The following is a 12,849-nucleotide window of genomic DNA, read 5'->3' on the forward strand; positions in this document are numbered from 1 at the left end:
ACCATGAGCCAGACTTCCATTATAAATGAGCGCAGCGAAAAGCTTAAGGGTAACGCTTGATTATTAAGGGTTTTGCGCTGGCATGGATTGAGTGTTGAGGGTTTTGATCAAACCATCAATGCCTTTTTCAGTGATTACTTGTGAAAATTGGTTGCGATAGTTTTGAATAAGCCAAATGCCTTCGACGTTGATGTCATAGATTTGCCAGCCTTCAGGCGTGTTTTCCATGCGGTAGTCAACACCCACAGCAGGACCATTGCTTTGAGTAATGGTGGAGCGAACGACAACATCGGCTGCCGCTGGATCGCCACGGAATGGGCCAACCGTAATGGCAGAGAGTTTGTCTACGTTAGCTAATGCACCACTATAGGTACGGATTAGGGTGTTTTTAAATGCATCCACTAATTCGGTACGCTGTGAGGCAGAGGCTTGGCGCCAGTGACGGCCTGTGGACAAACGGGTAGTTTTTTCAAAATTAACATAGGGTAGTACGTACTGATCGACTAAGCGTTCGACGGCTGAACGGTCGCCAGCTTGAGCCGCAGTGTCTTTTTTGACTACCTCTAGCGTCTGATTTGCGACGTTTTGAATAAACTCAGCAGGCGGCTGTTTGCGGTCTACCTGTTGAGCTTGCACAGGCAGACCCAACATAAATAAGGCCACTAGAGCCGTTAGGATAGAAACATAGCGTTTTGCTAATGACATAAATATTCCTTATGTGCGATTTTAATTATTTGGCTGGGTCTTCGTCATCAAAGTCTTCGTAATCTGGTAAATCAGCACCGTAGCTGTCATCCAGAGGGTCACGGAGTTTGCTATTGACTTGTGATTGACGGCGTTGCAAATAGCCATCGCGTATAAAACTGTAGCGGTCTAGAGCAATATCATTAATTAACTCTTCGGTATCAAGTAAGCCTGTACGTACATCCACAAAGTACAAACCGAGTATAGAGTTACGTACCGGTACATTTTTAATAGAGGTAACCGGAGAGGTTTGGCTAAATCCAACGGCTACCCCCCCTGCCAATGCCGCAGAGTCACGAACCGTGCTAGGGCCAAGCAGAGGTAACACCACATATGGCCCAGAGCCAATGCCCCATACGCCTAGCGTAGTACCAAAATCGTTGGGAATGCGTTTCGAACCGTTTTTAGATGCAACATCAAAACAGCCGCCAATCCCCATGGTGGTGTTGAATAGAACACGACCTAATGAGTTAAAGAAGTCGTGCGGGCGGCCTTGAAGAAAGCTGTTGGCTGCAGACCAAACATCGCCCACGTTATTGAACATATTGCCAATACAGGTGCGCGCAGGTTTGGGCGTAAGTGTTTTATAAGCGCTAGCAATAGGGCGGATTAGAGCCTGATCGACGTTGTAGTTGATCTTATCCATGGTGCGGTTGTAGCTTTCCCACGGGTCGTTAGGATTTGGTTGAGACACAGAGGCACAACCAGAAATAAAGGCAACTGCTGCAGCTGCAGTACTAAGACGACCAAGGCGTTGCGCACGCGAAGTCGTAGATACAGAGGGCATGGACATAAAGATCAAACTCAAAAAAATTTAACTAAATACGCAATAACAGCGATTTTTGTAACTAAACGTTATTCGCCCGCTTTACTGTATAGGAATTTGCTGATGAGTTCCTCAAGGACAACGGCGCTTTGTGTGTATTCAATGCGACTATCGTTTTTGAGGTTATCATCGCTGCCGCCCGGGGTAATACCAATGTATTGCTCACCGAGCAGACCAGAAGTCAAAATAGAAACGGAGCTGTCTTCTGGAAATTGATATTTTTCTTCGATTTCAAAGACAGCGGTAGCTCGGAACTCAGTGTTATCAAACCCAATTTCTACGACGCGACCTACGACTACGCCACTGCTTTTGATGGGGGCGCGGACTTTTAGCCCCCCTAAATTATCAAAGGCAGCGTGCACGCGATAGGTGGGTGCAAAAGAAAAGGTACTAAGATTACCTGCGCGTAAGGCTAAAAATACCAGAGCAACGATGCCCAGTAATACAAACAGCCCTACCCAAAAATCGCTTTTGTTATTCGACATGATAACTATTCCAAAATTAATTGCTGAACATAAGGGCAGTAAGCAAGAAGTCCAGCCCCAACACGGCTAGAGAGCCGCTAATAACGGTTCGTGTGGTAGCGCGTGACACGCCCTCGGGAGTTGCTTTAGCTGTCCAGCCGGTGTAGAGAGCGATTAAGGTCACTACTAGGCCGAAGGCAATGCTTTTGATGACCCCGTTTAACACATCATTAAATACATCTACCCCATCTTGCATCTGCGACCAAAAAGCACCTGGGTCGATGCCGATCATGAGAACCCCTACTACCCAGCCACCAATCACGCCGACCATAGAAAAAATAGCAGCTAAGATGGGCATGGCAATAATACCGCCCCATAAACGAGGAACCAGAATGCGGCGTAGTGGATCTACGGCCATGACCTCCATGGCGGCAATTTGCTCACCGGCTTTCATGAGACCAATTTCAGCAGTCAATGACGTGCCTGCGCGGCCTGCAAATAAAAGGGCGGTGACCACAGGGCCTAATTCTCGGGTCAGAGAAAGAGCGACAAGTAAACCAAGCGCCTCTTCGGAGCCATAACGGGTCAGTGTGTAATACCCTTGTAAGCCCAACACAAAGCCTACAAATAACCCAGAAATACCAATAATCAATAATGAGTAATTACCAATAAAGTGAATTTGCTGGAATACGAGGCGAGGGCGAGTAAAAATCACACCTGAACGGGCGATAAGGGCGAAAAGTAAGCGCGTAAACGCCCCTAAGGCCAGAATACTTTGGCGCAAATACCTACCTATGGCAGAGATGGGCGTAGTAATGAAATTCATGATTTTCGCTGTTGTAACCACTGCTCAAACGCAGGGGTTACTGGGTAGTTAAAAGCTATAGGGCCGTCTGGCTTACCGTGCAAAAACTGCTGCACGTAGGGATCAGTGGAGTCTGAAAGCTGGTCAGGGGAACCATCTGTAATCAGTTTTCCTTGACCAACAATATAAACATGATCTGCGATTTTAAATGATTCTGGTACATCATGCGTAATGATAATCGACGCACAATTTAAACGGTTAGTTAAATCACGAATAAGTTGTGCCGTAATACCTAAAGAAATTGGGTCTAGCCCTGCAAAAGGCTCATCATAAAGGATTAGTTCGGGCTCAAGAACGATACTACGAGCTAGGGCGACACGGCGCGCCATCCCACCAGAAATTTCGGAGATGCGCAGATGCGCGGCAGCACGTAACCCCACCGCATCTAATTTATCAAGCACTACCTTTGTCATTTCAATTTCTGACATTTTGGTGTGCTCGCGTAGTGGAAATGCCACGTTTTCAAAGACATTTAAGTCAGTGAAAAGGGCTCCTTGTTGAAATAGTACGCCCATACGTTGACGCATGGCTTGCAGTTGTTTGGCTGAGAGTGCAGAGATATCCTGACCAAAAGCAGTAATAGTGCCTTTTTGAGCAAGTATCTGCCCTGTAGCAGCACGCAATAGTGTTGTTTTACCTGAGCCAGAGCCTCCCATTAATGCCACAACCTGACCACGAGCCACGTTAAGGGTGATGTCTTTGAGTACAGTGAAATCACCATAACCCAAAGAGACGTCGGTGAATTGCAATATAGGTGGAGAGGCGGCTGTGGATGTCATAAATAGAATTCAAGTAAAAAACGTATTGTAGCGGTTCAGTGTTATTTGGAAAGTCTGGATTGTAGAAAACCCGTGGCTAATAACGTACCTAATAAGACGAATGCTGTACTGAGTAGTTCATTTAGACCGAATGTTTCTCCTAACAGTAACACTCCCCAGATAATTCCAAAAGGGGGGACTAGAAAGGTTACCGTCACACTTTTTGCCCCGCCGATTGTGGCGATTAGGCGATAGAAAATGACATACGCAACAGAGGTGCAAAGTAAGGCTAAGGCGAGCGCTGCGCCCCAAGAGGTGGCGCTAATAGGGGTTGTGGGCCAATACCACAAAGCAAAAGGTAAGATACATAGCGTAGCAGATGTGAGACTGCCCGTTGTAACGGCGATAGAGTCAGCACCTTTTAAATATTTGGTACTGAAACTGGCGGCAACCCCATAACTACAGGTCGCAATAATAGAGGCCAATACGGCTAAGCTTTGGTGATGATCTGCAAAAAATAGTTTTTCATAAACTAAAAATATAATGCCAGAAAAACCAATAATTAAACCAATAAACCGGGACAGGCTAAGGTGTTCGTGGAGCCAAATACGGGCAATTAAGGCCCCAAATAAAGGAGTCATAGCATTAATTACCGCCATCGTGCCTGTAGGCAAATAGTGGGCGGCATAGGCATAGAGTGTAAAGGGGATGGCAGCATTGACCACACCTACAAAGGCGATAGGACGCCAAAACTGGCATAGAGAATCCCATTTTTTTTGCCACCAAATCACCGCCCACAGAGCCAACGCCGCGACGCCGACCCGAATTAACATCAGCGGCCAAGCCCCAAAGTCCGAGACGGCGACGCTCATGAATAAAAAGGAGCCACCCCAAATGGCAGCTAATAGGAACAGGTTACGCAGATCGTGTGCGTTCATGATGACGGCGGTAAAAAGGAAAAATCAATTCTACGATTTTTTTTCTAAAAGTAGGCGAATATCATGCGCAATGTCCGAAGGGGATGCATCACCGTCTAGCAGGCTACGTGCCTTACCTTGTTGATCTAATACATAGAAAGAGGCCGAGTGATCCATGGAGTATTGATCTGTTTGTAGACTAGGTACTTTGGCATAAAACGCTTTGAATGACTGAGCCGTTTTATGTAGTTGCTCCGCTGTACCTGTTAGCCCTTCAAACTCAGGATGAAAAAGCTGTACATAGTCATGAAGCACCGTCGGCGTATCACGGGCTGGATCTACACTAATCATAAGGACTTGCACGTTTTTTTGGGCTGTTTCGTCAAGGCTATCTACGGCTTGGGCTAATTGACTAAGGGCAGTAGGGCAGATGTCGGGGCATTGGGTAAACCCAAAGAACACAACCACGATTTTGCCTTGGTAGTCAGCCAGAGTGCGTAACTGCCCGTTACGATCTTGCATGGCTAAATTCTGACCAAGTCCTGATCCACTGATATCATGGCCCTTAAATGCAGATTTTTGGGTTGATTGCGGACCACAACCTGTAAAAATGACGCTACCGATTAACATAAGCAACCCAAGACATACATTGGGTAGACGATAAAAACGCAACAGATTCACCATAGCAATAAGACGTCAAAATAAAAAAGAAGTGTGAGCTTGGATGCTAGCACGCGTTGACGGCGCAAACGCTTAATACACTACAATCTAATTATGACTATGACACCTTTACTGCCATCTTTGGCCGATTTAGATCAGCGCTACCAACAATTAGTGCAGCGCACACAGGATTTGCCACCTACCGGTAGCCGTCCTTTAACTATTTATGGGCGGGTTTGTGGCTGGGCTACTGCGGCAGCGGTGGACTGTTTACGTCAAATTTCTGCTGTGCAGGTCACAGCAGAGGCCGTGCACATTGCTTGGAACGAAACGCCGAATGACCGTGTTAATGATTTATTAGCTCATATTGCTCAGCGCCTTGATGAGGCCGGTTTAGTGAAAGCTTGGCGTAATGAACTATTAGACGTAGTGGCCGAAGGCGTCAATGTGGCCGCCATTGAACGTGGTGCGGTGCGCCCTTTAGGGTTGCTGACACAGGCCGTTCATCTTAATGCCTGGAGCCATGATGGTCGATTATGGGTGGCTAAACGGGCCGCAAACAAACCGACCGATCCAAATATGTGGGATACCTTAGTAGGCGGTTTGGCGGTGGCGTATGAGTCACTAGACACGTCCTTATTACGTGAAAGCCAAGAAGAGGCGGGGCTATATCCCGATCAATTACGTCAACGAGGGCCAATGCGCTTGTTATTGCGTATGCATAGGCAATTACCAGAGGGGTATCAGGTTGAAAATGTCTTGGTGAATGACTGTGTGTTGGACGAAGGTGTCTTACCCGAAAATCAAGATGGTGAGGTCAGTGAAATGCGATTGCTTTCTATTTCTGATTGGTGGGAAATGGCCCAAAATGGCGCTTTTACTATAGAGGCCGAGTTGGTGCTGATTGATAGTGTGCGCCTACGTTTAAAGCAGGCATAATGTAAATACAAAGGCTATGTTGGCCATCAGACTCGTTTAGGAGGCATACCTAATGCAAAAAAATCCTTTTGATATGGCAGGGATGGGTTTCAATCAAGACAATCCATTATTTACCAGTATGAATATGATGCGCCAAATGTGGGAGGGAATGGCGCAAAACCCGATGGGGCTATCGACGCCTTCTGCTGGCATTCCTTCGGCCGAAGATTTAGATAAGCGGATTAAAGAGTTACGCGCCGTAGAAAACTGGTTACGATTGAATTTGTCTATGCTAAGCAGCACAATTCAAGGCCTAGAAATTCAGCGTAGTACCTTATCGACCTTACAAAGTTTTGCTCAGGGTGGTTTGGCTGCAATGCCGGGTCTGGCCGAGGCCATGACTCAGGCGACCATGCAAAGCATGGGACAGCAGGCTGCGAACCAAACAAGCTCAGAAAGCCCTAAATCGAATGCCAATACGGAACAAAACGAAGGCACAACGACTCAAACAACCCCAGAAACCGATCAGGCCAGCGAAAGCTTAGTGCAGGCGGGGCAGGCATGGTGGGGGCTAATGCAACAGCAGTTTGAAACCTTAGCTCAAGCCACGGCTCAGTCTATGCAGCAGGCGCAATCAGTAGCAGAAAACATATCTACAAACGTCGCCAACCCGTCAGCAGATACGACATTCGGTAAAAAAGCATCAAAGTCACCGAGTGCGACAGCGACTAAAAAGACGGCAGCCAAAAAAGCCGCGACACCGACAAAAACAGTTGCAAAAAAAGCAACCACAGCAGCGAAAAAAGCGGCTAAAAAAACAACGTCTCCTAGTTAATAAAAAATGGTACTTATATGTTAAATGTAGTGATTCTTGCCGCAGGGAAAGGGACTCGTATGCAGTCCGACTTACCTAAAGTCTTACACCGCATTGCGGGCAAAAGCATGTTGGCGCATGTGATTGATAGTGCGCGTCAGCTGCAGCCGGACTCCATCGTGGTGGTGGCTGGGCATGGGGCAGACGCGGTACAACAGTCTTTTGCAGCCGATACGCAGTTGCAGTTTGTATTGCAGCAGCCTCAATTAGGAACTGGGCATGCTGTACAACAGGCCGTGCCCCAGTTGTTAGGCGGCGAGAATCCTACAGATACCACATTGATCTTGTATGGCGATGTGCCGTTGGTACAAAGCCAAACCATGCAGAACTTGATTGATGCTCGTGCACAAGGGATGTCGGTATTGACCGAGTTTCTTCCAGACCCTACGGGCTATGGTCGTATTGTGCGTAATGCAGAGGGTGCTATTCAACGTATTGTTGAGCACAAAGACGCCAGCGCCGATGAGCATCAAATTAATGAAGTCAATACAGGTATTATTGCAGCGCCTACTGCGCAGCTTAAAGATTGGCTAGCTCGACTAGACAATGACAATGCACAACAGGAGTTCTACTTAACGGACATTATCGGTTTTGCTGTGCAAGATCAGGTAACCGTCAGTGCTGCCCACCCCCAGTTTGGCTGGGAGACGCTTGGTGTTAATAGTCGTTTGCAACAGGCACAACTAGAGCGTTTATGGCAAGGCGAGCAAGCGCGTCGCCTCATGGAGGCAGGTGTAACCTTGGCCGATCCTGCGCGTATTGACGTGCGTGGCACGCTCACATGTGGGCGCGATGTATTTATTGACGTGGGCTGCGTCTTTGAGGGCGAGGTAGTGTTGGGTGATGGCGTACAAATTGGCCCGAATTGCGTCATTAAAAACGCGCGCTTAGGCACGAACACAACGGTGCATGCTTTTTCACATATTGATCAAAGTCAGGCGGATGAGTCTGTATCGATTGGCCCTTTTGCCCGTTTACGCCCCGGTACGGTGCTAGGCGATCAAAGCCATATTGGTAACTTCGTCGAGGTGAAAAACAGCTATTTTGCGGCACAAGCCAAAGCGAGCCATTTAAGCTATATCGGTGATGCGGTGGTTGGTTTACGTGTCAATATTGGTGCTGGTGTGATTACGTGTAATTACGATGGCGCTAATAAGTTTAAAACAGTGATCGGTGATGATGCCTTTATTGGGTCAGATTCCCAGTTAGTGGCGCCTGTCACGATCGGTAAAAACACCACCATTGCAGCGGGTACAACGGTAACACGTGATACGGATGATAATGGTCTGGTGTTATCCCCTAAAAAACAAGAGCAAAAAGCCGACTGGCAACGACCTCAAAAAACAAAATAGAAGAAGTAGTGAGTAAAAACACAGATCCTACGATGGCAGACCTACCCGATGGTCTGCCTAAACCCCGTCGTTACTATGCCGCAGCGACCTTATTAGCGGCTATTGCCATTACCGTGCTGGATGCCAGCATGTCGAATGTGGCTTTACCTACGATTGCTAAAGAGCTTAATATCCCTGCGGCATCTGTGGTGTGGGTAGCCATCGCGTATAGCTTAACGATTGTCATGACGTTGCTGCCACTGTCTGCGATTGCAGAGAGAATTGGGCTAGGGCGTATGTTTGTGGCAGGAACTTCCCTGTTTTTGGTGGCCTCATTGGGGGCGGCTTTCTCACAAGATTTCACCACCTTAATTACAGCCCGTATTGCCCAGGGGCTAGGCTCATCCATGTTGATGTGTTTATTTGGTGGATTAGTACGTAATATTTACCCGTTGCGGCGCTTAGCCATGGGATTAAGCCTGAATGCGATGGCCGTCTCAATGACGGCGGTTTTAGGGCCTTCTATTGGGGCGTTCCTATTGGATTTCGCCTCTTGGCGTTGGTTGTTTTTTATCAATATCCCTATTTGTCTTTTAACCTGGTTTGGGGTTCGACACCTACCTAAAGTGCCGCGTAACTCGCGTCCCTTTGATTGGTATGCGTGTTTGCTGAGTTTACCGGTGTTTGGTCTATCCATTTTGGGGCTAGACTTAATCGCCTCTAACCCGTTGTGGGCCATTGCTTGCTTACTGATTGCGTTTGCTTGCGGGTGGGTGTTAATTAAACGATCTTTGGGGCAGACAGCTCCTATCGTGCCCGTGGACTTGTTACGCATCACCCCTGTGGCGTATGCCGTAGGGGCCTCTGCCTTTTCTTTTGCGGCACAGATGGCTTCAGTGGTGGCACTGCCATTTTTCTTTCAGCACGTCATGAACTATAGCTATACGGAAATTGGCTTGATGTTAGGGACATGGTCTTTAGGGGTAGGAGTAATGGCCCCTATATCAGCGTGGTTATCAGGACGTTTATCGATTGCCTTGATGTGTGCGACAGGGGCGGGCGCTATGGCCTTGGGGACAGGGCTATTATTGTTGTATGACGTACATACCCCGATGGCATTTATTTTTGGGTCTATGGTGTTAGGTGGTTTTGGATTCGGGCTGTTTCAAACCCCCAATAATCGGGCCTTACTTGCAGGTGTGCCTCGTAACCGCAGTGCGGCAGCGGGGGGAATGCAAGCCACTACTCGTGTCTACGGCCAAAGTTTTGGTACAGCGTTGGTTGCCTTGGCTTTTGCGTTAGGGCATGAAAACGGCCCCGCATTAGGCGTGCTTGTTGCTACCGTATGTGCAGTGGGTTCGCTCATTATTAACATTGCTCGTCATCGTAATCCTGCCTCAGATCCCCAGTTTTAAGGTTTTTTATGCGTGTTTTATTACTCAATTTAGAGAGAGGCTGGCGTGGCGGAGAGCGTCAAACGTGGTTAACAGCAGTTGGACTTAAAGAGCAGGGGTGGCAACCCACCGTATTAGCCCGTAAAAAAGGGGCATTGGCTCAACGTCTGCGTCAGGCAGGTATTGAGGTGATTGAAAAAGGCTCCTCACTAGGGGCCATCCTGTATTTAGTTCGCACCTGCCATCAGTATGATGTGTACCATGCCCAAACCTCATCTGCCCTCACTTGGCTAGCTAGTCTGAAACGATTACTTAAAGGCAAAGTGGTTTTTACTCGTAGAACCGCTTTTCCTTTAAATAACGACCAAACACCTGTGAACGTATGCAGTACTAAACGCATCGAACGATTACGGTGGAAATGGCAGCAGGCCGATGAGTTTGTGGCGATTAGCCAAGCCGCAGCAGCCGATCCTATTGCTTTAGGGATTCAGCCTCATCTCATTCCCAGTGCCGTCGAGTACGTACCTGCCGATACGGATTACATCATCGCCGTGACGGAAAAATACGATTTGGGTGGACGTTATGTGTTGGGTACCAGTGCTGCGTTAAGCCAAGAAAAAGATCCCTGTACCACCATTCGTGCTATTCATGCTTTATGGCAAAAACGCCAAGACTTTGTCTTTTTGCACTTTGGTGCAGAGGGCGATGCCAGTGCAGAAGCCAAGGCTTTAGTGCAAGAGCTAGGCATAGCCGATATATATCGCTTTATGGGCTTTGAGACACGGATAGAGGATATGTATAGGCTCATGCATGTGTTTGTACTGAGCTCTAAATACGAGGCTTTGGGCAGCAGTGTATTAGATGCCTTTTTATATGCCGCTCCGGTGGTTACAACCAATGCAGGTGGGTTAGCAGAGCTTGTTGCCGAAGGGCGAGGGGTGGCCTGCGAGGTAGGAGATTTTGAGGCATTGGCTGCCGGTTGCGATAAGGTGTTAGATGATGAGCCCTTTAGACGAGACATGATTCTGACGTCCTTAAAATGGGTACAGGAACATCACAGTGTAGAAACCATGGTGCAAACCTATATGCAGCTTTATGCAGGTGAATGTGATAAACCTGAGCCATTAGAGGCTGTTGAGACCTAGTTAAGATACGATTTTTGCATTTGTTACGATTAAGGGCTGATTTAGCCCTTTTCTTTTTGGAATTTTTGCTCAAAATAGAATAATTACACTTTTACTGAGGACTTGCTATGTGCGGCATTGTGGGCGCGGTAGCGCAACGAAATATTGTTCCCGTGTTATTAGAGGGATTACAGCGATTAGAGTATAGAGGCTATGACTCATGCGGTTTAGCCGTCATTCGAGATCATGGGCTGGAGCGTGCTCGTAGCACACAGCGAGTGGCTGAGTTGGCCCAGCAAGTCCAGTTAGAACAGCTCAGCGGTCGCTTGGGTATTTCACATACACGTTGGGCGACGCATGGTGCTCCCGCCACACATAATGCACACCCGCATTTTTCTGGTAATCCTCCTCGTATCGCTGTGGTACATAACGGCATTATTGAGAATTACGAACAATTACGAGAGGAGCTCAGCGCGGAAGGCTATGTGTTTGAGAGCCAGACGGATACAGAGGCAGTAGCGCACTTGGTGGACTCGCTGTATCAGGGGGATTTATTTGAGGCCTTGCAGCAGGCATGTCGTCGTTTAGTAGGGGCTTATGCGTTGGCGGTCATGAATAGCGACGAGCCTGACCGCTTGGTAGGGGCTCGTTATGGATCGCCATTGGTGATTGGGGTGGGCCAAAATGAAAACTTTTTGGCTTCTGATGCCTTAGCGATAGCAGGTACTACCGATCAGATTATCTATCTGGAGGACGGCGACCTAGTTGATTTATCCACCGATACGGTTTTAATCGTGGACCGTGATGGCAATGATATTGATCGCATTGTGCATACGGTTCAGGCGCATATGGCGGCGGCTGATTTGGGGCCTTACCGTCATTACATGCAAAAAGAAATTTTTGAACAGCCACGAGCTGTGAGTGACACCCTACAAGACATTGACGAGATTGTGCCTGAGTTATTTGGCGCGGGGGCGGCAGAGGTATTTGAAGAGATAGATCAGGTATTGATTCTGGCTTGTGGGACGAGCTTTTACGCTGGATTAACAGCTAAATACTGGATTGAATCATTAGCAAAAATTCCAACCGCGGTAGAGATTGCAAGTGAGTATCGTTACCGCGACAGCGTGCCTAATCCACGTACATTAGTGGTAACGATTTCGCAGTCTGGTGAGACAGCGGATACCTTAGCTGCCCTAAAACACGCTAAATCATTAGGTATGCCGCATACCTTAACGATTTGTAATGTCGCCACCAGCGCCATGGTGCGCGAGTGTGAGCTGTCTTTTATTACTCGGGCAGGGGTAGAGATAGGGGTGGCGTCCACCAAGGCTTTTACGACCCAATTAGCGGCGTTATTTTTATTAGCGATGGCGTTGGCAAAAAGTAAAGCACGCTTGTCTTCTGATCGAGAACGCGAGTTATTGCGTAAGCTGCGTCATTTGCCAAAAGCGATTGCTGCCGTGTTGGCGTTGGAGCCACAAGTGATGGATTGGGCTGATCGCTTTGCCCGTAAAGAAAACGCGCTGTTTTTAGGGCGTGGTATGCATTATCCGGTGGCCCTAGAAGGGGCGTTAAAGCTAAAAGAGATTAGCTATATTCACGCAGAGGGGTATCCTGCCGGTGAATTAAAGCACGGGCCGCTAGCCTTAGTCACAGAGGCAATGCCTGTGGTAACGATCGCACCTAAAGACGAACTCTTAGAAAAGTTAAAGTCGAATATACAAGAAGTCCATGCGCGAGGCGGCGAGTTATACGTGTTTGCCGATGCGGACACCAACATTCGTCCCGAGAATAATATTCATGTGATTCGGATGCCAGAACACTACGGAATGCTATCGCCGATTTTGCATACGATTACCCTGCAGTTGCTGTCTTATCATACGGCGGTAGCAAGAGGAACGGATGTGGATAAACCGAGAAACTTGGCGAAAAGTGTAACGGTGGAGTGACAAAATAGATTGTATCTAGGGA

Annotated in this window: 13 protein-coding genes; 6 read left to right on the plus strand and 7 right to left on the minus strand. The window is 47.8% G+C overall.

Features of this window, described 5'->3' with window-relative positions:
* Positions 1 to 63 precede the first annotated feature (63 nt).
* The 7 genes from Q0Z62_RS05840 to Q0Z62_RS05870 all read right to left on the minus strand — a co-directional run bounded on the left by Q0Z62_RS05840 (position 64) and on the right by Q0Z62_RS05870 (position 5,204).
* The gene (locus tag Q0Z62_RS05840; protein ID WP_298052018.1) at positions 64 to 705 is read right to left on the minus strand and encodes a phospholipid-binding protein MlaC; all 642 of its coding nucleotides are present in this window, start codon (positions 703 to 705) and stop codon (positions 64 to 66) included.
* Positions 706 to 730: 25 nt separating this feature from the next.
* Complete coding sequence (locus Q0Z62_RS05845) at positions 731 to 1,537, minus strand: VacJ family lipoprotein (RefSeq protein WP_367180541.1); 807 nt, start codon at positions 1,535 to 1,537, stop codon at positions 731 to 733.
* Positions 1,538 to 1,599: 62 nt separating this feature from the next.
* Positions 1,600 to 2,055 carry an outer membrane lipid asymmetry maintenance protein MlaD gene (gene mlaD, locus Q0Z62_RS05850; protein ID WP_298052021.1) on the minus strand — a complete coding sequence of 152 codons (456 nt, stop codon included), beginning with the start codon at positions 2,053 to 2,055 and terminating at the stop codon, positions 1,600 to 1,602.
* 16 nt (positions 2,056 to 2,071) lie between these two features.
* Positions 2,072 to 2,860: a lipid asymmetry maintenance ABC transporter permease subunit MlaE gene (gene mlaE / locus Q0Z62_RS05855; RefSeq protein ID WP_269900838.1), complete on the minus strand. Its 789-nt coding sequence runs from the start codon at positions 2,858 to 2,860 to the stop codon at positions 2,072 to 2,074.
* Positions 2,857 to 3,678 carry an ABC transporter ATP-binding protein gene (locus Q0Z62_RS05860; protein ID WP_298052025.1) on the minus strand — a complete coding sequence of 274 codons (822 nt, stop codon included), beginning with the start codon at positions 3,676 to 3,678 and terminating at the stop codon, positions 2,857 to 2,859. Before Q0Z62_RS05860 ends, mlaE begins: the two co-directional genes overlap by 4 nt.
* Positions 3,679 to 3,719: 41 nt before the next feature.
* Positions 3,720 to 4,595 (minus strand): DMT family transporter, encoded by an 876-nt coding sequence (locus Q0Z62_RS05865; protein ID WP_298052028.1) that lies wholly within the window; start codon positions 4,593 to 4,595, stop codon positions 3,720 to 3,722.
* Between the two features lie 30 nt (positions 4,596 to 4,625).
* Positions 4,626 to 5,204 carry an SCO family protein gene (locus tag Q0Z62_RS05870; RefSeq protein WP_269900835.1) on the minus strand — a complete coding sequence of 193 codons (579 nt, stop codon included), beginning with the start codon at positions 5,202 to 5,204 and terminating at the stop codon, positions 4,626 to 4,628.
* A 150-nt stretch (positions 5,205 to 5,354) separates the two neighbouring features.
* On the opposite strand from Q0Z62_RS05870, the gene Q0Z62_RS05875 reads away from it, so the two are divergent.
* From Q0Z62_RS05875 to glmS, 6 genes are all read left to right on the plus strand, one after another.
* Complete coding sequence (locus tag Q0Z62_RS05875) at positions 5,355 to 6,173, plus strand: NUDIX hydrolase family protein (RefSeq protein ID WP_298052046.1); 819 nt, start codon at positions 5,355 to 5,357, stop codon at positions 6,171 to 6,173.
* Between the two features lie 52 nt (positions 6,174 to 6,225).
* Positions 6,226 to 6,987 (plus strand): PhaM family polyhydroxyalkanoate granule multifunctional regulatory protein, encoded by a 762-nt coding sequence (locus tag Q0Z62_RS05880; protein WP_298052034.1) that lies wholly within the window; start codon positions 6,226 to 6,228, stop codon positions 6,985 to 6,987.
* Positions 6,988 to 7,004: 17 nt separating this feature from the next.
* Entirely contained in the window at positions 7,005 to 8,378 is a 1,374-nt protein-coding gene (gene glmU / locus Q0Z62_RS05885) for a bifunctional UDP-N-acetylglucosamine diphosphorylase/glucosamine-1-phosphate N-acetyltransferase GlmU (protein ID WP_269900833.1), read from the plus strand.
* A gap of 32 nt (positions 8,379 to 8,410) precedes the next feature.
* A complete protein-coding gene (locus Q0Z62_RS05890) occupies positions 8,411 to 9,772 on the plus strand; it encodes an MFS transporter (protein WP_269902226.1) in 1,362 nt (453 codons plus the stop codon).
* Between the two features lie 8 nt (positions 9,773 to 9,780).
* A complete protein-coding gene (locus Q0Z62_RS05895) occupies positions 9,781 to 10,896 on the plus strand; it encodes a glycosyltransferase family 4 protein (protein WP_298052036.1) in 1,116 nt (371 codons plus the stop codon).
* Positions 10,897 to 11,003: 107 nt separating this feature from the next.
* Positions 11,004 to 12,827 carry a glutamine--fructose-6-phosphate transaminase (isomerizing) gene (gene glmS, locus Q0Z62_RS05900; RefSeq protein ID WP_298052038.1) on the plus strand — a complete coding sequence of 608 codons (1,824 nt, stop codon included), beginning with the start codon at positions 11,004 to 11,006 and terminating at the stop codon, positions 12,825 to 12,827.
* Positions 12,828 to 12,849 lie beyond the last annotated feature (22 nt).

This window comes from uncultured Paenalcaligenes sp. (assembly GCF_947630565.1).
Lineage (GTDB): Bacteria > Pseudomonadota > Gammaproteobacteria > Burkholderiales > Burkholderiaceae_B > Paenalcaligenes > Paenalcaligenes faecalis.

Excerpts from the sequence above, each read along its gene's own strand:
- Q0Z62_RS05860 (WP_298052025.1), bottom strand. The coding sequence starts at position 3,678 with ATGACATCCACAGCCGCCTCTCCACCTATATTGCAATTCACCGACGTC.
- glmU (WP_269900833.1), top strand. The coding sequence starts at position 7,005 with ATGTTAAATGTAGTGATTCTTGCCGCAGGGAAAGGGACTCGTATGCAG.
- Q0Z62_RS05880 (WP_298052034.1), top strand. The coding sequence starts at position 6,226 with ATGCAAAAAAATCCTTTTGATATGGCAGGGATGGGTTTCAATCAAGAC.
- Q0Z62_RS05895 (WP_298052036.1), top strand. The coding sequence starts at position 9,781 with ATGCGTGTTTTATTACTCAATTTAGAGAGAGGCTGGCGTGGCGGAGAG.
- mlaE (WP_269900838.1), bottom strand. The coding sequence starts at position 2,860 with ATGAATTTCATTACTACGCCCATCTCTGCCATAGGTAGGTATTTGCGC.
- glmS (WP_298052038.1), top strand. The coding sequence starts at position 11,004 with ATGTGCGGCATTGTGGGCGCGGTAGCGCAACGAAATATTGTTCCCGTG.
- Q0Z62_RS05865 (WP_298052028.1), bottom strand. The coding sequence starts at position 4,595 with ATGAACGCACACGATCTGCGTAACCTGTTCCTATTAGCTGCCATTTGG.
- Q0Z62_RS05875 (WP_298052046.1), top strand. The coding sequence starts at position 5,355 with ATGACACCTTTACTGCCATCTTTGGCCGATTTAGATCAGCGCTACCAA.
- Q0Z62_RS05845 (WP_367180541.1), bottom strand. The coding sequence starts at position 1,537 with ATGTCCATGCCCTCTGTATCTACGACTTCGCGTGCGCAACGCCTTGGT.
- Q0Z62_RS05840 (WP_298052018.1), bottom strand. The coding sequence starts at position 705 with ATGTCATTAGCAAAACGCTATGTTTCTATCCTAACGGCTCTAGTGGCC.
- mlaD (WP_298052021.1), bottom strand. The coding sequence starts at position 2,055 with ATGTCGAATAACAAAAGCGATTTTTGGGTAGGGCTGTTTGTATTACTG.
- Q0Z62_RS05870 (WP_269900835.1), bottom strand. The coding sequence starts at position 5,204 with ATGTTAATCGGTAGCGTCATTTTTACAGGTTGTGGTCCGCAATCAACC.
- Q0Z62_RS05890 (WP_269902226.1), top strand. The coding sequence starts at position 8,411 with ATGGCAGACCTACCCGATGGTCTGCCTAAACCCCGTCGTTACTATGCC.